The 24,247-nt window shown below is 37.4% G+C and carries 19 protein-coding genes; 8 read left to right on the forward strand and 11 right to left on the reverse strand.

Annotation, left to right across the window (positions count from 1 at the left end):
• The first annotated feature begins 163 nt into the window (after window positions 1-163).
• Window positions 164-1,018, forward strand: coding sequence for a nucleoside phosphorylase (locus BUA76_RS01600; RefSeq protein ID WP_072883013.1), 855 nt, complete (start codon window positions 164-166; stop codon window positions 1,016-1,018).
• A gap of 36 nt (window positions 1,019-1,054) precedes the next feature.
• Here BUA76_RS01600 and BUA76_RS01605 read toward each other — a convergent pair whose 3' ends face one another.
• A complete protein-coding gene (locus tag BUA76_RS01605) occupies window positions 1,055-1,882 on the reverse strand; it encodes a hypothetical protein (protein ID WP_072883015.1) in 828 nt (275 codons plus the stop codon).
• Between the two features lie 223 nt (window positions 1,883-2,105).
• Window positions 2,106-3,260, reverse strand: coding sequence for a hypothetical protein (locus BUA76_RS01610; protein WP_072883017.1), 1,155 nt, complete (start codon window positions 3,258-3,260; stop codon window positions 2,106-2,108).
• Between the two features lie 169 nt (window positions 3,261-3,429).
• Between BUA76_RS01610 and BUA76_RS01615 the strand changes: the two genes are divergently transcribed.
• The 4 genes from BUA76_RS01615 (at window position 3,430) to BUA76_RS01630 (ending at window position 5,804) form a co-directional block, all read left to right on the forward strand.
• Window positions 3,430-3,729: a hypothetical protein gene (locus tag BUA76_RS01615; RefSeq protein WP_072883019.1), complete on the forward strand. Its 300-nt coding sequence runs from the start codon at window positions 3,430-3,432 to the stop codon at window positions 3,727-3,729.
• Window positions 3,730-3,846: 117 nt separating this feature from the next.
• Window positions 3,847-4,659 (forward strand): enoyl-ACP reductase FabI, encoded by an 813-nt coding sequence (locus tag BUA76_RS01620; RefSeq protein ID WP_072883022.1) that lies wholly within the window; start codon window positions 3,847-3,849, stop codon window positions 4,657-4,659.
• Between the two features lie 67 nt (window positions 4,660-4,726).
• Window positions 4,727-5,509: a hypothetical protein gene (locus BUA76_RS01625; RefSeq protein ID WP_072883024.1), complete on the forward strand. Its 783-nt coding sequence runs from the start codon at window positions 4,727-4,729 to the stop codon at window positions 5,507-5,509.
• A gap of 4 nt (window positions 5,510-5,513) precedes the next feature.
• Window positions 5,514-5,804 carry a hypothetical protein gene (locus tag BUA76_RS01630; RefSeq protein WP_143149836.1) on the forward strand — a complete coding sequence of 97 codons (291 nt, stop codon included), beginning with the start codon at window positions 5,514-5,516 and terminating at the stop codon, window positions 5,802-5,804.
• A 79-nt stretch (window positions 5,805-5,883) separates the two neighbouring features.
• Here the strand turns inward: BUA76_RS01630 and BUA76_RS01635 are convergent, their stop codons facing one another.
• The 7 genes from BUA76_RS01635 to BUA76_RS01665 all read right to left on the reverse strand — a co-directional run bounded on the left by BUA76_RS01635 (window position 5,884) and on the right by BUA76_RS01665 (window position 17,453).
• Entirely contained in the window at window positions 5,884-7,323 is a 1,440-nt protein-coding gene (locus BUA76_RS01635; RefSeq protein ID WP_072883029.1) for a glycoside hydrolase family 30 protein, read from the reverse strand.
• A 61-nt stretch (window positions 7,324-7,384) separates the two neighbouring features.
• Window positions 7,385-8,191: a glycoside hydrolase family 16 protein gene (locus tag BUA76_RS01640; protein WP_072883032.1), complete on the reverse strand. Its 807-nt coding sequence runs from the start codon at window positions 8,189-8,191 to the stop codon at window positions 7,385-7,387.
• A 79-nt stretch (window positions 8,192-8,270) separates the two neighbouring features.
• Complete coding sequence (locus BUA76_RS01645; protein WP_072883035.1) at window positions 8,271-10,493, reverse strand: glycoside hydrolase family 3 N-terminal domain-containing protein; 2,223 nt, start codon at window positions 10,491-10,493, stop codon at window positions 8,271-8,273.
• A gap of 158 nt (window positions 10,494-10,651) precedes the next feature.
• Complete coding sequence (locus tag BUA76_RS01650) at window positions 10,652-12,121, reverse strand: glycoside hydrolase family 30 protein (RefSeq protein ID WP_072883037.1); 1,470 nt, start codon at window positions 12,119-12,121, stop codon at window positions 10,652-10,654.
• A gap of 19 nt (window positions 12,122-12,140) precedes the next feature.
• Entirely contained in the window at window positions 12,141-13,001 is an 861-nt protein-coding gene (locus tag BUA76_RS01655; RefSeq protein ID WP_072883039.1) for a hypothetical protein, read from the reverse strand.
• An 18-nt stretch (window positions 13,002-13,019) separates the two neighbouring features.
• Window positions 13,020-14,540 carry a RagB/SusD family nutrient uptake outer membrane protein gene (locus tag BUA76_RS01660; RefSeq protein WP_072883042.1) on the reverse strand — a complete coding sequence of 507 codons (1,521 nt, stop codon included), beginning with the start codon at window positions 14,538-14,540 and terminating at the stop codon, window positions 13,020-13,022.
• A gap of 12 nt (window positions 14,541-14,552) precedes the next feature.
• Complete coding sequence (locus tag BUA76_RS01665; RefSeq protein WP_072883045.1) at window positions 14,553-17,453, reverse strand: SusC/RagA family TonB-linked outer membrane protein; 2,901 nt, start codon at window positions 17,451-17,453, stop codon at window positions 14,553-14,555.
• A gap of 177 nt (window positions 17,454-17,630) precedes the next feature.
• Here BUA76_RS01665 and BUA76_RS01670 point away from each other — a divergent pair, with 177 nt between their 5' ends.
• The 3 genes from BUA76_RS01670 (at window position 17,631) to BUA76_RS01680 (ending at window position 20,931) form a co-directional block, all read left to right on the forward strand.
• On the forward strand, window positions 17,631-18,818 hold the full coding sequence (locus BUA76_RS01670) for an MFS transporter (protein WP_072883048.1): 1,188 nt from the start codon (window positions 17,631-17,633) through the stop codon (window positions 18,816-18,818).
• 29 nt (window positions 18,819-18,847) lie between these two features.
• Window positions 18,848-19,633, forward strand: coding sequence for an NUDIX hydrolase (locus BUA76_RS01675; protein ID WP_228408437.1), 786 nt, complete (start codon window positions 18,848-18,850; stop codon window positions 19,631-19,633).
• 119 nt (window positions 19,634-19,752) lie between these two features.
• Window positions 19,753-20,931 carry an acyl-CoA dehydrogenase family protein gene (locus tag BUA76_RS01680; RefSeq protein WP_072883054.1) on the forward strand — a complete coding sequence of 393 codons (1,179 nt, stop codon included), beginning with the start codon at window positions 19,753-19,755 and terminating at the stop codon, window positions 20,929-20,931.
• A gap of 85 nt (window positions 20,932-21,016) precedes the next feature.
• Here BUA76_RS01680 and BUA76_RS01685 read toward each other — a convergent pair whose 3' ends face one another.
• Both BUA76_RS01685 and BUA76_RS01690 read right to left on the reverse strand, forming a co-directional pair.
• On the reverse strand, window positions 21,017-23,710 hold the full coding sequence (locus BUA76_RS01685; RefSeq protein ID WP_072883056.1) for a PD-(D/E)XK nuclease family protein: 2,694 nt from the start codon (window positions 23,708-23,710) through the stop codon (window positions 21,017-21,019).
• Complete coding sequence (locus tag BUA76_RS01690; protein WP_072883058.1) at window positions 23,707-24,243, reverse strand: DUF922 domain-containing protein; 537 nt, start codon at window positions 24,241-24,243, stop codon at window positions 23,707-23,709. The genes BUA76_RS01685 and BUA76_RS01690 overlap by 4 nt, the downstream gene beginning before the upstream one ends.
• Window positions 24,244-24,247: the final 4 nt, after the last annotated feature.

Raw genomic sequence — 24,247 nt, forward strand, 5'->3', positions numbered from 1 at the left:
TGAATTAAATAATGTTTACATTTCAGATAAGGGAATTTTTATTAATTTTAAACCCCAAAATCATATTCAGAACTAAACAAACGGTTTCTATACCGATGATTTAATGATAATAGGACATTTGGGGAAGATTTAATACAAACTTTAATTCAAATAAAAACATATTATGCTCAATAAACTTGCTGCTTCAGAACTTGTTCTGAACGAAGACGGAAGCGTTTATCACCTTAATCTTTTACCGGAAGATATTGCTGAAAAAATCATTCTCGTGGGGGATCCCGACCGTGTGGCCAAGGTTTCGAAATATTTCGACACGGTGGAAGTCCGCAAAAATAAAAGAGAGTTTTATACCCATACCGGAACGCTTCGTGGTGAGAGAATCACTGTGATGTCAACGGGAATCGGGACGGAGAATATTGATATCGTAATGAATGAACTGGATGCTCTGGTGAATATTGACCTTAAACAAAAAGAATTCAAAACCGAACATACTTCTCTAAAGCTTTTCAGAATGGGAACCTGCGGAAGTGTAAATCCTGATGTTCAGGTGGATAATATGCTGGTAACACAAAATGTAGTTGGATTAGACGGTTTAATGCATTTTTACCAGGATTACCATTTTGAAAACGAATTCTCCAGAAACTTTTATGAAAAATTCCCTTATGAAAAAATAAAACCGATGCTGTACTTTTCCGAATGGTCTGAGGAACTTGGCGAATTATATAAAGATGCGAAGTACCACGGAAATACGGCGACATTTCCCGGCTTTTATGCACCTCAGGGCAGACAGCTTCGTTTAAAAGCTCTGGATGATCAATTCCTCGAAACATTAAACGACCTGGGCATCACTAACTTTGAAATGGAAACTTCTGCAATTTATGCGTTTTCAAAATTATTAGGCCATAAAGCCATTACGGTAAATAATGTCATTGCCAACAGGAGGCGCGGCGAGTTTTCATCAGATCATCACGCTTCTGAAAAAAACCTTATTGAATGGGTTTTGGAAAGAATCATCAAATAAATTAAAAAGGATTGCGTTTCTGCAATCCTTTATGTTTTAGTACGGACAATTCTTTTCGTATTCTTTTATAATGCCGCCATAGAATTCCAAATAAGCCTGAAGCATATAATCTCCTAATAATTCCTGGGTTGCGTTGTGGCCAAGCTTGTCTTTCTTGCCTTCATCAAAAGCTTTTTTGCGGATATCTTTAAATTTGGCATTCATTGTTTTCTTAAATTCTTTGTCTTGAATTTTTGCCTCAAACGTGTCCATATATTTCTGAAATTCTTGACAGTCACGGCCGGCATATCTGAAAGCCTCCACCATCTTTTCGTATAATGAACCCGCAAAAAGTCCCAACTTGTCATAATCTACCGGCATAACGGCGAACTCATCTTTCGCGTTCCTGATATACAGCTGAGAATAAACATAGTTACACGAAACAGTGCTGCACATTTTCATATTTGAACCATAGATCTGTATTTTACCATCATAAAGCAATGGCTGAAAAGATCTTTTTCTTTTATCATTTACTTTACCGTCTTTATCGATATATTTCATGTCCAGCCTTTCTATTGTGCTTGTGACATCATCATGTTCATCATAAATTTTCAACATCTTTACTTCATCTGCCCCAAATTTTTCATCTTCTGAAGTTTTTGTTTTTTTATAAATAAAATTATAAATATCATCCTTATCAAAAAAACCGGGATAGGTTCCGTTCGGATACGTATAGCCGACAAAAAAAGCATTTACCGTAGAACCGTTCGCCAAAAGGAATTCAGCTTTAGGTAAATCTTTAGTATTTTGCTTTCCGTAATAAGGCTGAGAGAAAAGTTTTATGCATACAGCACAAAATAAGAAGAGTAGTAATTTAAGTTTCATAAAGTATTATTAGTTTAACCTTTTAAAGCTCAAACATACTAAAATTTATTATATCTCAAAAATAAGTTAGAATTATTAAAATATTACTAATACGAACTCAATTTAGGTCAAGAATAAATTACAAATTCACTTTTGAAACTGAAAGACAGTAATTATTGTAAGATATTCGATTTTAATATTGACAACATACATTTATTAATTACACAATAAAGCAAAATATAATCTAAAATTCATTAATCGTAACATAAAAATGTGCTGAATTCAGACTTTCAGCGTTACCTGCAATATTGGTAAGATTAATGGTAATGTTTGAAACGGAGGTTAATCTTGGATTTGATATCGAGAATGTAGAATTTCCTGCAAAATCATTTGCCGGTGTAACAATAATGGTTGCTTTAGTTGAAGTCATCACCAAAGCCGGCGGAATAGGAATATCCATTGTTGTAGTTTTTCCTGCAGGAAGATTGGTTATAGAAACCGAAGGGAACGTTTCAAAACTGATTTGGTTCTTTTGCACTGTCCCTTTATTTCCCAACTTATACTGGCCATTAACATCTAGTTTTGCTGCAGTATTGGGTGTGCCGGTTCCGATTGCCACATTTGCATTGCTATCTCCTAAAACAATCGCATTAGGCTGAGATGTTGAAGCATTGTAACCTATTGCCGTAGAATTTTGACCATTTGCAGAGGCTCCGGAACCCAATGCTGTGGAATTTTGTCCTGATGTAAGCGTATTATTGCCCACCGCTGTTTCATTATTACTGTTGGTTTTTGCTGCAAAACCTAAGGCAAGAGATCTGTAACCTCCGGAAAACGCATTTTTACCGAACGCGGCAGATTCATTATTATCTGCAATAGCATTGTAACCGATAGCTGTTGCCTGATATTTTGAACTTGCAGAGCTGCCAAAACTTATTGATCCATCTACACTTAATTTCCCAATATTAGAAGCATTTACTTTAAAGATGAGATCATCATAAGTTGATGTTCCTATAGAAAGATTGGTAGCATTACCTCCGTAATTTCCCGCATTATTTCCTGATGTACTCCAATTTCCCGAACTTGGTAAAACAGTAGAGACCGTAGCAATCTGGTTCCATTTTGAATTACTCCAGAAATAAAATCCGGAAGGAGAAACGCCACCAAGGCCGTTGTTCCAGATCAGCAATCCTTCAGCCGGCGATGATATGGTAGTAACATCTGTGGTAGAGAGGAGGGTAATTCTTGGTATAAGAATTCCTTTGTTTCCGGAAGTGATATCAAGGATAGAAGAATTCGCAGGCGTAGTAGTGCCTATTCCAACCTGAGTAAAACTATAACTGAATTTAAATAATAATATAAAAACAGCTATTACTTTAGAATATTTGTTTTTTTTCATTTTGTGTTTTTGTATTAATAACAAATATAAATATTCTCAACAAATTATAAATCAACTATGAAAATATTTTATAAATAAATTTATTTCTTTTTATGAAAAGTTTAACAGTATACCACAATTTTAGGAATAGTTATTGTTTTAATCATAACATCACTAAAATATTTTTATTATGAACAATTCAGAATACAACAAAGCAGAAAACGCAGTAGATAACACTGAAAACTCTTTAAAAAATGCAGCGGACAACACGAAATGGAAAGTTGAGGAGCTTGCAGACAGAGCAAAAGATTATATTAATGAAAAAAGAGCCAATGATGAAGAAGCAAGACATGAAGACTGGCTGGACAGGGTAAAGAACAATGCTTCTGATGCATGGGAAAATGTAAAAGACAAAGCCAATGAAGCATGGGAAAAAACCAAAGATGCAGCAGAAGATGTAAAGGCAGAATGGAATAAGAAAACAAATTAATTTCAGTCATATAAATATTTTCAAGAAAAACGGAGTCTTTTTACAAGAGGCTCCGTTTTTTATGATGTAATAAATACAAAATATTGCTACATTTGTAAACTAATAAACATTAAAAATATGTCATACGGTTTACTTAAAGGCAAAAAGGGAATTATATTTGGGGCCCTTAATGAACAATCAATTGCATGGAAAGTTGCAGAAAGATGTCATGAAGAAGGTGCTGAATTTATTTTGTCTAATGCTCCTATCGCTATGAGAATGGGAGAACTGAATGCGTTAGCAGAAAAAACAGGATCTGAAGTAATTGGAGCTGACGCCACTTCCATTGAGGATTTGGAGAAACTTTTTGATGCCGCTGTTGCAAAATTTGGTAAAATCGATTTTATCCTCCACTCCATCGGAATGTCCGTAAATGTGAGAAAAGGGAAACATTATACAGAAATGAATTATGACTGGTTGGAAAAAGGCTGGGATGTATCCGCCGTTTCTTTCCATAAAGTAATGCGTGTAGCATGGGAAAAAGATTGTATGAATGAGTGGGGAAGCATTCTTGCACTTACCTATATTGCTGCTCAGCGTACCTTCCCGGATTACAATGATATGTCTGACAACAAAGCGTATCTTGAAAGTATTGCCAGAACATTCGGAAACTACTGGGGTGAAAGAAAAGTTCGTGTAAACACGGTTTCACAATCTCCTACTCCTACAACGGCGGGAAGCGGCGTGAAAGGCTTTGGAGGATTCCTTGGATATGCTGAAGACATGTCTCCTCTTGGAAATGCTACGGCTCTTGACTGTGCCAACTACTGCGTCACCTTATTCTCTGATCTTACAAAAAAAGTAACCATGCAGAATCTTTTCCACGACGGTGGATTCAGCAGTTCCGGCGTAACGCAGAAAGTAATCAATAAATATGATACTGAACAATAAATGATATCATTTTAAATATGTGAACCAAAGTATAATCTGCTTTGGTTTTTTTTATTGCAAATTACGAATGAGAAATATAGCACAAATTCTTATGGCATCAACAATTCTTGTCTGCTGTACCAAAGAGCAGAAAGTAATATCAGAACCCATCGTTCAAAAGGAAATCGTTGATGTTAAAAAATTAAAACATTTTGAGGTAGGGTTTGAAGAAAAGTTTGAAACGCTGCCTTTATTGGATTTTACCGAAATTACCAAAAATGAATATGATAATCTGAAAAGCATAGCCCATCCCATTACAAGTTTACCATTACCATCCAGAAATGGTAATTATATATTAGAAATAAATGATAAAATTCTTCAATTAAAAAAATTGTCCAATACATTGAAAGAAGGAGAAACCCAATATGATTATTTAGGATTTTATCCGTCTTTACATATGTACGCTTTTTCCGCAAATAGTATAGCCGATTATTTAGGTTTTAGTGAACTTAACCTGATTAACGCAACGAACCCTTCTGTTTGCAGCATTGTATCGCCGGGCGATAACAAAGTAGAAAATCCTGTTGTTTCTCCCAATACAAAATATTTAGCGTACTGTTACAATGATATGTATGATAAAAATAAAAGTTTTTTAGGTATTCTGAAAATTAACAGCGATAAGACATTCACGGAATACCGCAGTTTTTCTTCAGATAATTTTAATACTAAAGATGTAGTCTGGTTCGGTGATAATTATATCGGAATAAAAGTAACCTATGATGATTCAAAAACGTTTAAATATTATAAAGCAAATGTATCATTGAGTAATAATAAAAGTTCTAATCTTTCAGGTATTGACGGTAATTTATAATATCATGTTGAAACAGAAGCTACCTTTGCGGGGAATGGCTTCCATCAGTTATTCATTTAAAAGAGGCAATGAAGCGATATTGGAAACAAATACTTATCATGAACCTATAAGATGTAACGGAAAATATCTTGTAAGAGAAAACAACAATATGTTTGAATTATCTTACAACGATAAAGAAGACAACTGTACATCTTCTGGTGTATTTTACATAAAAAAAGAAGGAGCGAAATATTATATAAAAGGAATTGGAAGTGAAGCCACCATACAGGAATGGCTGGAACTAGAGAAAGGCTAATATTTTTACTCTGTAAAACAGTTTCGGCGGCACCTTTGGTGCCGCCGAAACTTTAAAAATAATGTTAATATGAAGAGTTTTATAAAATTACAGTCTGTATCGAATGTGCCGGAGCAGTAAGTTTTGCCGCCATTCCTTCAATCCAGAGGTTAGTGTCAATATCCGTATCGGAGTCATTCATAATTACCGTCACCAACTGCCCGTTTTCATTCATAAATGTTGTGGAAGTAAGTGCTGCCCGGTTTGATGAGGTCCCGATGCGCTGCGCATTCGGTTTGATAAACTTCGAGACATGGCCAATATAATAATATTCGTAAGTATAATGAACTTCGCCCGTTCTGGTATCTGCAATGATCGGAGCAAAACAGAAATTTCCTACATGGTTCGGTCCGCCTGTTTCATCCAGGAGAACATTCCAATCTGTCCATAAAGCCGTTCCTTTGTTGAAGTCATTCAGCATATTTCTTCCATAAAGTTCTCCCAGTTTAACATCATCAATTTTAGACAGGTCAAACTGTTCTTTACAGCCTTCTGTAAAAGCCAAAAATTTATCCGGAAAAGCTCTCTGTGTTTCATATAGATTATCAAAAAGCTGTGTTTTATTGTTCCAGGTTTCGTACCAGTGATATCCGATTCCGGAGGCATATTTGGAAGTTTCAGGGTCGCTTAAAGTAGTGGTCGCCCGTTGGTAGATCAGGTCGCGGTTATGATCCCAGATCATTACTTTTTTATGTTTATACCCATTTTTCCAGAGTGTCGGTCCCAGATTATTTTTTAGGAATTCGCCTTCCTCTTCAGCAGTATAAATGCAGGATTCCCAAGTCTGCGTGGCCATCGGCTCATTTTGCACCGTTAATCCCCAAACATTGATGCCTCTTTTCTCATACTCTTTGATAAATTTAATATAATAATCTGCCCAGGTCTGGTAAAAAGCATTTTCAAGCCTTCCTCCTTTCAGCATGCTCCTGTTTGATTTCATCCACGCCGGCGGACTCCAGGGTGAAAAGTAAAAGGTAAAATCCTTACCAATCATTTTCTGCGCTTCCTTAATCATCGGGATTTTATATTTCTCATCGTGTGCTACGTTGAACGTCTTCAAAGTATTGTCGTTATCCTGCACGTAAGTGTACGAATCGCTTGAAAAGTCGCATGAATTCATATTGGTACGAACAACGGTATAACCCAGTCCGTTCTTCCCGTAATATGCTTCCATAATTTCTTTCTGCTTATTCTTTGGAAGTTTGTACAAAGTCTCGGCGGAAGCATCCGTAATAGCTCCTCCGATTCCTATTAATTTCTGATATTTAAAGTCGGGATCCACAAAAATACAGGCATCCGTTTCTTTAGGTTGAGGCATTTTTTCAAATTTCACCGTTCCCTTATCCACCATTTTTTTGTTGGTTTCAGAATGGGTAAAAACAACTTTTGCCGATTTTCCCGCATTCTTTTTCCAGTAGCTTTGTGCATTTATATTACAGGCAATTCCTATCACAAAACAACTTACAATTAGCTTTTTCATGTATTTCTTCTTCTTTTTTCTATTCACTTTTAAATTTTGAGAAATCTTTTCACTGAAGAATTTATTTATCCTGATATACCCTTACGTAATCGATTTCAAATTTTTGAGGGAAAACGGTATCGTCAATACCTTTTAATCCACCCCAAAATCCTCCAACTGCAACATTCAGGATTAGGAAATAAGGCTGGTCGAAAGGCCATGCTCCGTATGTTTTTTCTTTATTTTCGTAGGTGAAAAATTTTTTGTCATCAACATAGATATCAATCTTTTCCGGGGTCCAGTCGGCTTTATATACATGAAATCTTTCACTGACATCTTTCACGAAGATCGTATCGGTTTTCTGAGTATTGATTTTATGATTGTAATTTTTGGTGTGTGCCGACGCGTGAATAAATCCCTGGTTATATCCTACATGTTCCATAATATCCAGCTCCCCATCATCCGGCCAGGTTTTCATCTTTTCGCTCATCATCCAGATTGCAGGCCACGTGCCGCGGCCTTTCGGAAGTTTGGCTCTCACTTCAACAGTTCCGTATTCAAATGAAAATTTACCTTTAGTGAGAAGCCTTGCAGAAGTATATTTACTTTCTTCCCAGTTTTCTTTTTTAGCCTCGATAATCAGATTCCCTTTTTCAACCCTTGCATTTTCCAGTCGGTTTTTGGTATAAAACTGAGATTCTTCGTTTCCGAAACCATGTCCGCCAACATCATAGTTCCACTTGGTAGAATCCGGCAGACCTTTATAATTAAACTCATCCGACCAGACCAGCTTTTTACCGGGATATTTGTTAGCCGTACAGTTCACCATAGAAAAAGCAAGTGCTCCCCCGATCAGTAAATTAAATATATATTGAGATGTGATTTTCATAAAATGGATTTTGTAGAACGTGTAGTCTTCTACCGCCAAAAGCGGGTTTTATCCCGCTCTTAGTAAGTAAACTATAGTATTATTTTAACCAATTAATTCTTTTCGTCTGAACATCCTGTGAATTTGTTCCTACCATAATATCAAATTCGCCGCCTTCCCAGTCAAAATTTAATTCATCATCATAGAATTTAAGATCATTGGGAGTAAGATTGAAAGTAACGGTTTTTGTTTCACCTTTTTTGATGAAGATTTTTTGAAAGCGTTTCAGTTCTTTTACAGGTCGCACCACTTTTCCAAACAGGTCCCTGATGTAAAGCTGAACTACTTCTTCCCCATCGTAATTTCCGCTGTTGGAAACATTAACACTGATTTTTAAAGTCTGATTTCCTTTAAGATTTGTAGAACTTAGATTCATATCAGCATATTTAAACTGGGTATAACTTAATCCATATCCGAACGGAAACTTTGGATCGTTATCCAAGTCAATATATGCCGAAACATAATTTCTGTCCGTATTGTTTTTTGCAGGTCTTCCGGTATTGTAATGATTATAATACACCGGAATCTGTCCCTCTGTTCTTGGGAAAGTCATCGGAAGTTTTCCTCCCGGATTTACTGTTCCGAAAAGTACATCTGCAATAGAATTGCCGGCCTCCGTTCCCAGCCACCAGGTGTACATAATTGCAGGAACATTGTCTGCCGCCCAATCGAATACCAAAGGTCTTCCTGCGTTGATCATTAAAACAATCGGCTTCCCGGTTTTGGCAACTTCCTTTAAAAGTTCTTCCTGAACCCCTGAAAAATGAATATTGCTTCGGCTTTTTGCTTCACCGCTCATCGCATGGCCTTCACCCAGCGTCATAATCACAACATCAGCTTTTTTAGCCGTTTCCACGGCTTCTGCAAACATTGATCGGTCCTGATCATCAACATTAGCGCCTTTTGCATATAATAAGGTTGAATTTTTATCCAATTGATTTTTAATCCCGTCGAACTGTGTCACAATTCTTTGATCATCATCTTTAAATGCAACCGACCAGAATCCATGATTTGCTGAAGTCTCCTTTCCGAAAGGTCCGATTAAAGCAACGGTTTTTGTTGATCTTGACAGCGGAAGAATATTCTTTTCATTTTTCAGTAAAACAATACTTTTTGAACCGAATTCTCTTCCGAATTTTCTGTTTTCCTGATTGTTGGTCTGCTCTTTCTGTCTTTTTTCACTGCTGAAACGGTAAGGATCATCAAACAATCCCATTTCGAATTTTTTAACCAGAATCCTTCTTGCCGCATCATCAATAAGCTTCGGATCCACTTTTCCTTCCTGAACCAGTTTTGGAAGTTCCGCCATGTACGCTCGGCTTTCCATATCCATATCGCTTCCGGCAAGAATCGCTTTTTCTGCAGCTTCCTTATTATCTTTTGCATAACCGTGAGGAATCATCTCGCCAATACTTCCCCAATCTGAAACAACAAAACCTTTAAAATTCCATACCCCTTTTAATAAGTCTCTTAAAATATATTTGTTTGCTGTAGCAGGAATTCCGTTAATGTCATTAAAAGAGTTCATAAATGTGGCAACACCGGCTTCTGCAGCCGCTTTGAAAGGAGGTAAATAGGTTTCATTAAGCTGTCTCAAGCTCATATCTACCGAATTATAATCCCTCCCGCCAACTGCCGCTCCGTATGCCGCAAAATGTTTTGCACAGGCCATGATCGCATCAAGATTTCCGAGTCCTTTTCCCTGAAAACCGCGGATTCTTGCAAGCCCGATCTGTGTTCCCAAATAGGTATCTTCTCCGGAACCTTCCATTACCCTTCCCCATCTCGGATCTCTGGCAATGTCTACCATCGGTGCAAAAGTCCAGTGGATTCCGTATGCAGAAGCTTCAGTCGCAGCAATTCGTTCCGATTTTTCAATTAATGCTAAATCCCAGCTTGCTGCCTGCCCTAAATTTACCGGAAATGTTGTTCGGTATCCGTGAATAACGTCCTGCCCGAATAATAAAGGAATTTTTAACCTTGACTGTAGAGCCAATTCCTGAAATTTCCGGGTCTCCCCGGCGCCGGCAACATTAAGCATGGAACCTACCTTTCCCTGTTTTATTTCATTTAAAACATTTGCAGAATTGGAATTCTGAGGACCGGTTGCATATTCAAAACCACTGTACTGAACCAACTGTCCTACTTTTTCTTCCAACGTCATTTTAGACAACAGTTCAGAAACTTTCTGATCGTTGGTCTTCTGTCCGAATACATTGATTCCAAAGGCTGTAATTGCCATGAAGAAATAAACTCTTTTCATTTATAAATTATTTTTTGATTACCTATTGTTCGCTGTTTTTTTAACGCAAAACTTGCAAAGTTTTGTCTCCATTGCTTTTAAATTCTGCAAAGACATTTTGCTCAGCAAAGAACATAAAGTTTTTTATTCTTTACAAATTTCAGATAATCATATTAAACTTAAAAAACATAGGTCGCCGTTGAGCTTCCTGAAATAGTTACCGGTGCTGTTTTTCCATTATATTTAATAGTAAATGCCTTGTCCACTGAATTGCTATTCTGAACGATTAAAACCGTTTTTCCTGCAGGAGTTTTGAAAGCTACGGTTGAAAGATTATCCCCTTGTGTAGATTCAATTCTCTGGGAGTTTGCAGGAACAAATTTTGAAGCATGAGCAATAATATAATAGGCAACATTTTTATCATACGCTGCAGATCCGGTAATGGTAACCGCACCTTTACACTGCGTACAACCGCCCGGTGTATGAGGCCCGAATGATGCATCATTGGCAACATTCCATTCCAAAGCTGTTCTGCTCCAGTTTCTCATTGATCCAATAATAATGTTTTTTGTGTGCCAATCCAAATCTCCGCCGAAATTTCCTGTAGAACTGGTCCATTGTTCTGTAAAATAGACATTTTTATTAGGAAACAAATTGTGAACGGTTCCCAATGCGGAAATGTCTCCGGCATATAAATGGAATGCAGATCCGTCAACATAAGGATTTGCTGCAGAATCATTCAATATTGCCAAAGGATAAGCAGGATTGTCACAATTGTGATCGTAAGCAATGATCTTTGTCGTGATATTTGCAGCCTGAAAAGCCGGTCCTAAATTATTTTTAATAAAAGCAGCCTGATTGGCCGCAGTCATATACATACTCGGATTATTGCCCGGATGTAAAGGTTCGTTCTGAGGCGTTATGGCATCAATCCTGATTCCCTGCGCCTGCATGGCCTGAATATATTTCACGAAATATTGTGCATACACTCCGTAAAATTCAGGCTTTAAGCTTCCTCCTACACTGCTTCCGTTGTCTTTCATCCAAACTGGTGGCGACCACGGAGTAGCCAATATTTTAATATTCGGATTAATTACCAGAATATCTTTTAACATCTGAATAACCGCTTGGTCTTTCGTTAAGCTAAATTGTGCCAATGTAGGATCTGTCTGTCCTGCCGGCATATCATCATAGGAAAAAACTTCACTGTTAAGATCTGAAGCGCCAATGCTGATTCTTAAATAGCTGACTCCGATTCCCGAGCTGCTGAATAAATCATTTAGAAGTTCCTGTTTTTTGGCTGCATTCAGCTGATTGATTACCTGCACACTTCCTCCCGTTAGTGTATATCCAAACCCGTCAATAGTTTGAAATACCTGTGAAGCATCCACTTCAATGGTTGTTCCTGAGCTCTGACTCCCTGAAAAGTAGGCGGTACTTTGTTGTTGTAATTTTACAGACTGGTCTCCTTTGGTAAGCCATACCTGTACAGGATCTCCCGTGGCACCTCCCCCTCCGTTGTTCCCGGAGTTATCATTATTATTTGCAAGATCCGAAGATGTGCTGCTGCAGTTTAAAAAAGAAAGAAGCGCTACACCGCAAAGTGCAGCACTTCTGAATAAGAAACTATATGAATATTGTGAGTTCATATCAAATTTTTGGAAAAGTTTATTGTGTTCTTCTTAGTTCAACTTTATCAATACTCAGACCGTTGACTGTAGTTCCTCCGCATTTAATAACAAGATAAACTGTTCCGGTTGTTGTTGCTGTGTATACCCCACCGTTTTTGTCACCGTTACATCCTATTGACGAAACTCTTCCTTTAAAAGCAGATTTTCCGCATCCGTCCCATGTGTTAATGTTTCTATACACTTTTCCGCTTACGTCCTGACCCGCAGGAGGTAGGCTGTTCAGCATATACACTTCAAACCAGGTATCTACTAAAGCTGAGTTGGATGATGCCACCATATCGATTGCATATTTCTGTCCGGCAACAACATTTACAGCCTGATAGATTGCCTGCTGATTTCCACCGTTTGCTACAATGGTTGCTACGCCCGTACCATTTCCCATTATCCATTGAGCTCCTGAAGAACTTATGGGATGTATGGTCCATTTTGAAACATCATCCGCGGAATCAAATCTTCCTCCCTGAATAATGTTTCCGGCTACAGGATCATCTGCCGGAACGGTAATCGTCTGGCTGGCCGTACCTGCAAGGACACCTCCTATTCCATATGCCTGATGCTGTATCACATAAGTTCCTTTATCAGGAAGAAAAATATCCTGAATATTTTTTCCTATGTTGTATCCTTCATCATCTATATTCCATTTTGTGGTAATATAATTATTGGCATTTGTTGTAAGTCTGTATCTGTTTTCAGCTGTTTTAGAAACTTTAAAAGATGCGTCTACGCTGCCCTGCGTAAGTCCGTTTCCGTTATCATCTGCGGTATCTGGTGTACAGCTTGCAAGAAATAATGCTGCAGCACCTAATAATAACGCTTTACCAATATATTTAGTTGTCATGTTTTATGTAGTTTTAAATTAATATCCAGGATTTTGTTTTAGGATTGTTCCTGTAAGTTCTGTGTAAGGAATCGGAAGAATTTCATTTTTGCCTGCGATAAATCCTCTTGAACCTAACTTAGCCGATGCTTCTCCCCATCTTACCAGATCAAACCATCTGTGTCCTTCTCCAACAAGTTCTCTTCTTCTTTCATCTTTTACCGCCTGTAAAGTCACCGGAACTGAAGATAATCCAACTCTCGCTCTTACCGCATCCAGAAGTGCCTGTGCTCTTGCTCCGGTACCGTTAAGCGCTTCAGCTTCCATTAAATAGGTATCTGCTAATCTAATGTAGATGTAGTTTTGACGGTAATTTAATTCTGAAGCTCCCGGCAATGTGGTTACTTCATCTTTTGTAGGCATAAATTTATTAAGGAAGTATCCAGAATCCATGTAAGCAGGAGAATAATCTGCTTTACCTTCCTGTTTCAACTGTTTTACATTTAATATAGTAGCACCCATTCTCGGATCTCCCTGCATGAAATTGTAAAGATCTGTTGTAATAGGATTGAATGCCCAGCCGGCAACTACATCCGGCGCTGTTGGTGCAGACTTGGTATATCCTCTTGGTGCGACCATGATATTAATAGAGTTTCCTTCATCATTACCCTGTCCCCAGAATCCCCAGTCTGAGTTTCCTTTGTTGGTGTGCATCACTTCAAAAATAGATTCTGAAGTGAATTTATTATCCGTTACCCAAAGGCTGGCAAAATCAGATACCAGTTTGTATCCATACTGGCTTGTTCCTCCCGGGGTTCCGTTCACTTCAGCAAATTGAGCTGCTGCCTCCGTTTTTTTATTATCATACAAATATACTTTTCCAAGTAAAGCTCTGGCGGCCCCTTGCGTAAATCTTCCTCTCTGATCTCCTGAAACGGTCATTGGGAGATCCGGAATAGCAGCAAGCAAATCTGCCTCTATTTGAGCGTAAACTGCTGTTTTAGGAGCCTGAGGAATATTATAATAATCGTCATTAGCCTTAATTTCATTAAGAATCAACGGAATATTACCAAACATTCTCACCAGTTCGAAGTAATATAATGCTCTTAATGTTTTGGATTCTGCTACAAATCTTTTTTTAATGGCGTCACTCATATTTGCCTGAGGAACCTTCTCAATCAAGACATTTGTTCTTGAAACACCCTGATAGTAATCTCTCCAATAGCTTGCAGGCATTGTGTTAGGATTCAGCTGATAGTTTGATAGCCCCTGAATTCCTGCTCCGTCTGTGGCACTTCCTCCCCCGGCATAGAAATCATCAGACCCTGCGTTGAAAAAAGTGACCATATTTTCAAATCCTGCTGCATACTTTCTTACAGGATCATAAGCTCCTACAAGCGCAAAGAAACACTCCTGTTCATTTCGAAAAAAGTTATTGGTGTCGAATGCCCCCAGGTTTTTTACATCTTCAAGATTATCAGTAGTACAAGCAACATTTATGAGTCCTGTGCCTATTAATAATGATGCTGCTATACTTATTTTATATATTTTATTTTTCATTGTAAGTAAAATTTAGAATGTGATATTTGCTCCAAAAAGGAAAGTCTTTGCCTGCGGATAGTATGCTCTGTCAATACCAAAGCTGTCACCGGCAGCAATTTCAGGATCATATCCTGTGTACTTCGTGAATGTGAAAAGATTCTCTGCCGTTATATAAAAACGCACTTTGCTTACTCCAAAGTTTTGCGTCATTGTTTGTGGAAGAGTATATCCTAACTGTACTAATTTCACTCTTACATAATCTCCTTTTTGCAGATAATAATCGGACATCCATGTATAGTTGTGGTTAGTGTCATTAGTTGTTACTCTTGGCGTAGTGTTGGAAGTACCTTCACCAGTCCAACGGTCTAAGATAGCAGTCTGGTAGTTAGCATTTAAGATATCAAGACGTCTCAGTCCCTGGAAAATCTTATTTCCGGCCTGTCCTTGTGCAAATACCATTAAATCCCAGTTTTTGTAATTCATATTAACCGTCATACCGAAGGTATATTTCGGAACCGAATTTCCTAAATTTACTTTATCCAGATCCGTTATTTTCCCATCACCATTAGTATCCGCCCAAATGAAATCTCCTGGTTTCGCATCAGGAAGAATCAATTGTCCGCTTGCGTTTCTGTATGCGTTAATTTGATCCTGATTTTGGAAGATTCCCAATGTTTTATATCCATAGAAAGAACCGTATGATTCCCCTACCTGGATTCTGGAAACAGGTCCCATAGACTGGAAGCCTGGTCCGTCGATATATAATCTTCCTGATTCCAAACTTGTAACCGTGTTTTTAAGGTATGCAAAGTTTCCGTTAACAGAAACACCAAAGTCTGTCCAGTTTTTTCTGTATCCTAATTCAACTTCTACCCCTTCGTTTTCCATGTCACCAATATTGGCTGTAGGTGCTACTGTTACTCCTACATATCCAGGAATTTGAACTTGTCTTAGGATATCTGAAGTTTTCTTTTTATAATAATCAACCGTTAAATTGAAGTTATTCAGGAATTTAATATCTGCGGCAACGTTAAGCTGTGATGTTGATTCCCATTTCAGGTCAGGGTTTGCAAGCGTATTTGGAATATATCCAGGCATAATTACGTTATTCCCGTTGGTATAATTTGCTCCCGGTACATAAAAATTGGCAAAAAGGAAATCGCCGATACCATCATTTCCTAATACTCCGTATCCTCCTCGTAATTTCAAGGTATTGACAATTTTATTTTCCGGCCAGAAATTTTCTTTATCTATGTTCCAACCCAAAGAGAATGCAGGGAATGTTCCCCAATGATTATTAGACCCGAATTTAGAGGATCCGTCACGTCTTATGGTTCCTGTGAATAAATATTTGTTAGCATAATCATATACAACTCTACCAAAATAAGATGCTTTGTGCGTATTGATATAATCCCATGCATTAACATTCTTTTGATCCTGAGGAATAAAATAATTGAAAGAAGCATCCTGATAACTGCTGATAGGAAGATTGGTATGGGTTACTGTCTGCCCGAAACCGATGTTATATTCGTAATATCCCGTACCCGCCAAAACATTAAGGTTATGATCTCCGAATCTTTTCTGCCAGGTTAAAGTATTTTCAAAACTCCACTCCAATTTTTGCTGTGTTGTTCTGCTTAAGCTGTTGAAATTTAGATTACTGTAGTTAGGATTCAGATAAAAGAGCGGAGTAAAGTTCTGGTTGCCCCAATATGCTTTTTTACCGTTAATCGACGATTTAAATGTAAAATCTTTTAAAAATCTCACTTCTGCAAAAATATTGGCAATAAAATCATCAGACCATCCTGAATTTCCTAATTGCGTATATCTGAAGGCAAGCGGGTTAGACATTTCCTGACCTACCAGCGTTGAAATACCGTAAGGATTTCCATAAGGGTCTCTTACAATATTCGGATTTGAATAGGTGTTGCTGTTTGCCACAGCAGGATCAGTTACAACTACCGGAGTTGTAGGATCCAGATTCACGGCAGAACTTAAAGGTCCTCCAAATTCACCGTTGGAATTAATTCCCTGAGATTTTGTATGCGTATAGGCAAAAGTTTGTCCTATGGTTAACCAGTCTGTTAATTTATGCGTTGAGTTTAAACGTCCCGTTAATCTTTTGTAATATGAGATATCACTTAAAACAATCCCGGTCTGATCAAAATATCCGAAAGATCCGTAAAATGTGGATTTTTCATTTCCTCCGCTGATGCTTACTTCATGGTTTGATCTTTCTCCTGTTCCAAAAATAACATTCTGCCAATCTGTTCCACTGCCCAAAGACTGCGGATTCTGGAAAACAGGGTTTTGTCCTCCGTTTACGTAAGCTTCATTCAGGATTGTTGCATATTGTGTTGCGTCTAAAAGGTCCAGCTTTCGGGATGCACTCGCCGTACCGTAAGATCCGTTATAAGAAAGATTTAATCTTCCTCTTCTTCCTTTTTTAGTGGTTACAAGGATTACCCCTCTTGCGGCTGATACCCCGTAAATTGCAGAAGAAGCACCATCCTTAAGAACCTCCATGCTCTCAATATCCGATTGGTTCAGCCATCCGATACCATCTACTACAATACCGTCTACCACCCACAAAGGATCATTATTGGAATAATAACTGGTAATACCTCTCACCCGAATCGTTGCCGATGAACCAGGCTGCCCTGAATTGGTGATTACATTGACCCCTGCAGCTCTACCCTGAAGTACCTGCTCAGGTTTTCCGGCAGGAATATTTTCGATATCACTTGCCTTGATACTTGAAATAGCACCGGTAACGTTGCTCTTTTTCTGAGTGCCATAACCGATCATTACAACCTCCTCGATTTTCTGCTCTTTCCCGAGGGTGTCATTCTTTGTGTTCTGGGCATTGAAATTGGCAGTAAAATAAAGCACTGCAACCATTCCCAAACTTCTAGATATTCTTACATTCATATACAGTTAGTTTTTTAATTCTCAAATTGAGACAATAAAAATATATTTTTTTTCTTTTATTTAACATTTTATTAATAATTATTTTAATTTTTCGTTTATTTTTGGGGGTTTAAAGGCATAATTTTTATCTTTAAATAGCTGATTTTTGTTAAAATTTTAATGATAACCGTCCCCAAAATGACAACCAAACTTTCAAAAATTTCACTTCCGCTGCGACTTACTTTTCTTATTTTTTCGATGGTGCTGAATTGTATGGGTATCGTTATCCTCCAGCTTTCAGAGGCAAAAGTTACCTATGAGAAACTTGGTTTTTTAGAATCATTCAAAGATCTTCCAATTGCATTTATTTCACTTTTTGCCGTAAATTTTATCAGCAGATTCGGAACAAAAAAATCACTTATTCTGGCTTTAACAATTGTTGGGATTTGTTCACTTATTTTACCATTTGTAGAAGTATTCTGGTTTTACAGATTGTGGTTTGCGATCATAGGAACCTGTTTTGCAATCGGTAAAATATGTGTTTTCGGGATTATCAGGAATAATATTTCAGAAGAAAAAGCCCTCGCCAAAACCATGAACAGTGTGGAAGCATCTTTCATGATAGGGATTTTTATGGTGAATATCGGTTTCGGATGGCTTATTTCCAGTCAGTATTCACAATTCTGGAAATTCGGATTTTTATCGGTTTCCCTGTTATGTGCTGTTACGATCTTTTTATTTTCAAGACTTCCCGTTTCAGAGTCGGAAAGAATAGGGAAAGATCATATTGTGAAAGATCTTTCGGAAATCTTTAACCCAACATTAATTATATTTCTGGCGGTTATTTTTTCTATTGTATTTGTTGAACAGAGCTTTAATTCCTGGCTGCCTTCCTTTTATAAGAAACACCTGAAAGTCAATTCTTTTTTTGCATTGCAGGCTTCTTCATTTTTAGCACTATTTTCTTATGTGGGAAGAACAATTACCGCAAATATTATTCATAGATTTTCATTATCCAAATATTATCTTTTATGCATATCATTGATTGTCATGGTACTGATCGTCATCATCGGAATACAATTCTTTGATACCGAAGACTCACGGGTCCTTCTGTTTCTGTTTCCTGTAATAGGATTATTTCTTGCCCCGCTTTACCCTGTTATCAATTCAAAAATGATTGCCCGGATCGATAAGGCAAAAGCGAATCTTTTTACCTCACTTATTGTTATTTTTTCATCTTTAGGAAGCTCCGTAAGCTCTATCATTATGGCTGTTTTATTCGGAAATGAACTGCTGACTTTCTATCCGCTGTACATCTTATCTGCTGTTATTGTGATATTTACAATTAGTTTAATTTATTTTAGATTTGCAGATAAAGAAATTTAGAAAATAATTTTATTTTTACTACCATGAAAATGAACACCGAAAAAAATAAGGAAACACTCCGGGAACTTATTGATACAAAAGATTTTGTAGCACACGTATCTGTCGACTGCACCATATTCGGTTTTCATAACAATATCCTTAAAGTCTTGCTTTTAAAATACCACGATCTTGATTTGTGGTCTCTTCCGGGAGGTTTTGTATTTAATGATGAAGATCTGCGGGAAGCTGCGGAAAGGGTTTTACATGAAAGAACGCATCTTAAGGATATTTTTCTTAAACAATTTCACACATTCGGAAGAATCGACAGAACAGAGAATAATGTTCACCAGATTCTTTTGAGGAATAAAGGTATTGAAGTTCCGAAAGACCACTGGATTTTCCAGCGGTTTATTACCGTAGGCTACTGCAGTCTTATCGATTTTTCTATTGCGAATACTTTTCCCGATGCTTTCAATGAAACCTGCGAGTGGTTTGAAGTCAACAACTTACCTAAAATGGCTTTCGATCACGATAGAATTATTGAAACCGGACTGGAATATTTAAGAATGAATATCAATACGGAAGTTGCAGCAAGTAATCTTCTTCCTGAAAAATTTACGATGAAGGATCTTCAGTGTCTGTACGAAACCATTCTCGGCCAGAAATTTAGAAGAAATAACTTTCAGCGTAAAATTTTAAGCCTTAATATTCTGGACAGGCTTGAAAAACTGTACGACGGATCTGCCAATAAGGCACCGTACCTGTATAAGTTTAAAAACAGAATTTACAATCCTACCAATCAGTACCCTATTTCCAACGAAGATGAGGAAAACTGATTTATTATTTTTAAGCTAAAAAGCTGTCATAACCTATTAAAAATCAACTTGTAAAAAGACATTCAAAAAAATTTCTCTAAAATAGCTAAAAGTCTTATTTTTAGGAAAATTAAAATATAATGTCATATTATTCCCTTACAAGCATTCCCGATTATTACGGGATTGATTCCTTACTTACCGAAGAGCACAAACTTATCCGCCAGTCTGTACGAGATTGGGTAGAAAGTTTTGTAATGCCTCAGATTGACCACGCAGCACAAAACCATACCGATATTCCAAACCTGATGAAAGAATTGGGACAGATCGGAGCTTTAGGACCTTATATTCCTGTTGAATACGGAGGTTCAGGGCTGGATCAGATTTCTTACGGGCTGATCATGCAGGAGCTTGAAAGAGGTGATTCTGCCGTACGTTCTGCTGCTTCCGTGCAAAGTTCTCTGGTCATGTTTCCGATCAACAAATTCGGTTCTGAAGAACAGAAAAGAAAATATTTACCGAAACTGGCCGCCGGGGAAATGATCGGTTCCTTTGGTCTTACCGAGCCTAATCACGGCTCTGATCCCGGTTCTATGGAAACCAACTTCAAAGATATGGGGGACCATTATCTTCTGAACGGTGCCAAAATGTGGATCACCAATTCGCCGTTGTGCGATATTGCCGTAGTTTGGGCAAAAAATGAAGAAGGCAAAGTACAGGGACTGATTGTTGAAAGAGGAATGGAAGGTTTTACAACTCCTGAAACGCACAATAAATGGAGTTTAAGAGCTTCAAAAACGGGGGAACTGGTTTTTAATAATGTGAAAGTTCCTAAAGAAAATCTTCTTCCGGGAGTTACCGGATTGAAAGGACCTTTATCTTGTTTAAATTCAGCAAGATATGGAATTTCCTGGGGTGTAATCGGAGCGGCAATTGATTGCTATTGTACCGCTGTTCAGTATTCCAAAGAAAGAAAACAGTTCGGTAAACCGATAGGATCTTATCAGCTGCAACAAAAAAAATTAGCTGAATTTTTAACGGAAATTACTAAAGCTCAATTACTTTGCTTACAGTTAGGGAATCTTAAAAATGAGCACAAAGCAACACCTGCACAAATTTCAATGGCCAAAAGAAACAATGTGAAAATGGCTATTGATATTGCCCGAGAATCGCGCCAGATCTTGGGTGGAATGGGAATTATGGGAGAATTTCCGATGATGAGACATGCTGCGAACCTGGAATCAGTAATAACCTACGAAGGAACTCATGATGTTCACCTTCTTATTACAGGTCTTGATATAACGGGAATCAACGCATTTTAAATATAATGGTGGCTACGAGTGCCACCAATCATAATACATTGTGTAAACAAGAAAAGGTGGCTGAGGAATCTCGAAGCCACCTTTTTTAATTTGAGTATGTCTTAATTTCTTCCACAAAATTAATATCCGGATTCAGGATTTCTTCAATCAGGCTTTTTACAGACTTCATTGCATCATCTATAGTTCCTTTCTCAAACTGAAGCGATACGACGCCTTTTTTAGCTTCGGCGAAACTCCAGATTCCTGTTTCCACGGGCATTCCCCAGAATTCAGGAAGATTTTCCACAACATATTGGTAAATGCAAAGCTGCAGAGCCTGTTTCCTATCGCTGTTATGAAAGTATTCATCGATTTTATCTTCGTCAATTTTTACAACGAGATTTTTGATTTTAGCTGTTTTATAATCAATAATTCTGAGCGTTCCGTTGAGCCTGTCAATTCTGTCAATAAAGCCGAAGAAAGATATTTTATCAGTTTCATTTAAATAAAAATCAATACCCTCAAAACGTTTTTCAATATCAATAATTTCTAATGAATTTCCATTTTTTACTAATTCAAGATCATGATTGAGAATTGTTTCAATTACTTTTTTGGCAATCGCCCGATGAATGAAATTCATGCCTTTTTCATAAAATTCGGGCTGGTGTTTGAGCTTCTCAATAGCAACTTCTATAAAATGATCTATTGCTTTAATTGAGTTCTTTAAATCATTTTCTTTTAATATCTTACCTTTCAAATCTTCATATATTTCTTGAAGTGAGTAATGAACCAGGTTTCCGTAATTTTTCACGGAGAGTTCTTCTTCAATTTCATCAGTTTCCGAAGTATTCAGAATTTTTGAAAGATAAAAATCGATAGGATTATAGAGATAACTTGTGAGATGCGACGCCGAAACTTTAGACTTCCATTTTTCCAGTCTTTCCAGCACAATATCCGTTTTCTTAATTTCAATCGGCTGTGTAATGATAGGCTCCGACGAGTTCTCGATGATAAGATGTTCGATTTCATGGGAACTTTCCATTTCGATCTGCGTAATAAACCTGCTTTTTTCTCCACTGTTTACGCCCGAACTAAGTGCGTTGAACAGCAAATGGACATTCTTAGAATCCTGAATGAGCCGGTAAAAATGGTAGGCGTAGATGCTGTCGTTTTCTAAAAAGGTATGAAGATCAAAGAATTTTCTTACATCAAACGGAATATAGGTATTTTGCGAGTTTCCCAAGGGAAGTTTACCTTCATTGACGGATAGTAAAATAACATTTTCAAAATTGAGAAGACGGGTTTCCAAAAGCCCCATGATTTGTAGTCCGCGTAAAGGTTCTCCCTGAAAATCAATACTTTCTGAATTGATATGCTGATTGATCAAAATTTCCAGCGTTTCCATTTTTATCACAAACTGATAAGGGGAAAGCTGGTTTTTAATAATCCTGAACGCATTTTCAAAATGAGACACATTTTCATACTGAATATCATCAATATCCAGCCATTTTATTTCCCGGCAGAAAGCAATAAGCGCATCAAGGTAATCGTTGGTAGAATCTGCTTTCTGGAGAAGATTAAAATAAGAAAGACCGCTCAACAGCTCATTCATGAGCTTTTTAGAAATATAGACGATATTCCTTTCTTCAATTTTAGCTTTAAAATTATCGATAACCGCTTCATCTTCAACAGATTTTGGCAGTTCTTCAAGAATAGGAAAAATATCGCGGTAGTAATAGGAAGATTTATTTTTTTCCAGTTGCTTCTGAAGGTAAAAAAGCTGCTTAACCGCATTTGAAAAAGAAAGGTTCTTCAAGGGAAATCCCATCGTAATATTCAGATTCTGAATTCCGTACATTACATCCAGGGTTGCAGGCAACAGATTTTCGTCCAGCAAAACGACGGCTGTATTCGAGTAGGTTTTATCTTCAATTTCTTTAAAGATTTCAGGTAAAATCTTGGTTTGGGTAATATTTCCGGAAACTTCATACACTTTTATATTTTTGGGCTGATTAAAATCGTCCTCAATCCATTTAAAAGCACGGCTTTCATTAAATTCCTTCCATATTTTATGATCTCTGAGAAATTTTCCGGCTTCCTGTCTTTCATCATCAAAATAATACCGGTCCGCCTGAAAAAAACACTGTGCTTTATCCCACTGCAAAAGGGTTCTTACGAGTTTCTCCTCTACAGGAGTAAATGCGTTGAAACCACAGAATACAAATTCTTCATTGGTATTTTTAGAATACTCATCAATGTGTTTTCTTGCCGTCTCATGAATCATTCCGGAGGTTGCCCAGTTCTTTTCCTGCAGTTTTTTCTTCAATACGGGAAGGAAAACATTCATATTTCTCCAGAAATTCAGGAATTTTTTTCTCGGAACATCATCTTCATCACCCAGGTTCTGCGCCCAGTCTTTAATTCTTTCTTCATCAAACATATAATGCAGAACCGCCTGATCACTGTCGGAAAATTTCATCATATCGTCCCAGTCTTTCTGCAGCGTAGGAAACCATTTCAGGAATTCTGAAAATTCGTCATTCGGGATAAGATTAAGGCTTTTATAGACGTCAAACGCAAAAAGCCAGAGCGAAATCCCCTGGATCTCCTGCGTATCAGCAATGCGATGTATGAGTTCTTCAATCGTAAAAAAGTTGGGAAGAAACCCTGAGTAATTTCTTTCTTTTAAAATCTGGCGTATAAAGACAATAGGCCGTTTTCCGGGCAGAACGACATTAACCCCGGAGAGATCCGTGTTTTGTTCTAAAAGTTCATCAATGATTTTATTCAGGAATTTCAAGACGATTTATAGCTTTTGTAATTTTCCAATCCTTCAGCAATTATACGATTATATTCTGATTGTTTGTCTTCCAGAATTCCGTTTTTTGTTTCGCTGTCATATTGTCGCTGGAAATCCTTATATTCCTTGAGAATTTTGTTGTAAATTGTTTTAAAATGCCTGTCAAAATCCGAGGATGTTTTTATATTTTCCGCAACTTCCTTACGAAGTTTACGTGCGTATACCTCGGCTACATCAAAATGCTTTTGTTCATGAAGAAGCACATAATCGTTGATCCTTTTTACATCTTTCCAGGATTTATCTTCATTAAAAACCGTATTGATTTCTATTTTGATCGGCGCCTTAGGATTTGATGATTTTACATAGGAATAAATCCAGCCGCAATTGGTATAAGCTACCACATTAGTTCCTCCATGGTTATTTATCTTGCTTTTAAAGTTGCTCCAGTTTAGCTTCACGTTTTCATTCCAATAGATTTTCTGACTGAATAATACATTGGAAATCAGAAAAAAGGCTAAAAAAATCCATTTCATTTAT

This window comes from Chryseobacterium takakiae (assembly GCF_900129385.1).
GTDB lineage: Bacteria > Bacteroidota > Bacteroidia > Flavobacteriales > Weeksellaceae > Chryseobacterium > Chryseobacterium takakiae.

Coding starts and splice junctions, on each gene's coding strand:
- BUA76_RS01600 (WP_072883013.1), top strand. CDS start 164: ATGCTCAATAAACTTGCTGCTTCAGAACTTGTTCTGAACGAAGACGGA.
- BUA76_RS01605 (WP_072883015.1), bottom strand. CDS start 1,882: ATGAAACTTAAATTACTACTCTTCTTATTTTGTGCTGTATGCATAAAA.
- BUA76_RS01610 (WP_072883017.1), bottom strand. CDS start 3,260: ATGAAAAAAAACAAATATTCTAAAGTAATAGCTGTTTTTATATTATTA.
- BUA76_RS01615 (WP_072883019.1), top strand. CDS start 3,430: ATGAACAATTCAGAATACAACAAAGCAGAAAACGCAGTAGATAACACT.
- BUA76_RS01620 (WP_072883022.1), top strand. CDS start 3,847: ATGTCATACGGTTTACTTAAAGGCAAAAAGGGAATTATATTTGGGGCC.
- BUA76_RS01625 (WP_072883024.1), top strand. CDS start 4,727: ATGAGAAATATAGCACAAATTCTTATGGCATCAACAATTCTTGTCTGC.
- BUA76_RS01630 (WP_143149836.1), top strand. CDS start 5,514: ATGTTGAAACAGAAGCTACCTTTGCGGGGAATGGCTTCCATCAGTTAT.
- BUA76_RS01635 (WP_072883029.1), bottom strand. CDS start 7,323: ATGAAAAAGCTAATTGTAAGTTGTTTTGTGATAGGAATTGCCTGTAAT.
- BUA76_RS01640 (WP_072883032.1), bottom strand. CDS start 8,191: ATGAAAATCACATCTCAATATATATTTAATTTACTGATCGGGGGAGCA.
- BUA76_RS01645 (WP_072883035.1), bottom strand. CDS start 10,493: ATGAAAAGAGTTTATTTCTTCATGGCAATTACAGCCTTTGGAATCAAT.
- BUA76_RS01650 (WP_072883037.1), bottom strand. CDS start 12,121: ATGAACTCACAATATTCATATAGTTTCTTATTCAGAAGTGCTGCACTT.
- BUA76_RS01655 (WP_072883039.1), bottom strand. CDS start 13,001: ATGACAACTAAATATATTGGTAAAGCGTTATTATTAGGTGCTGCAGCA.
- BUA76_RS01660 (WP_072883042.1), bottom strand. CDS start 14,540: ATGAAAAATAAAATATATAAAATAAGTATAGCAGCATCATTATTAATA.
- BUA76_RS01665 (WP_072883045.1), bottom strand. CDS start 17,453: ATGAATGTAAGAATATCTAGAAGTTTGGGAATGGTTGCAGTGCTTTAT.
- BUA76_RS01670 (WP_072883048.1), top strand. CDS start 17,631: ATGACAACCAAACTTTCAAAAATTTCACTTCCGCTGCGACTTACTTTT.
- BUA76_RS01675 (WP_228408437.1), top strand. CDS start 18,848: ATGAACACCGAAAAAAATAAGGAAACACTCCGGGAACTTATTGATACA.
- BUA76_RS01680 (WP_072883054.1), top strand. CDS start 19,753: ATGTCATATTATTCCCTTACAAGCATTCCCGATTATTACGGGATTGAT.
- BUA76_RS01690 (WP_072883058.1), bottom strand. CDS start 24,243: ATGAAATGGATTTTTTTAGCCTTTTTTCTGATTTCCAATGTATTATTC.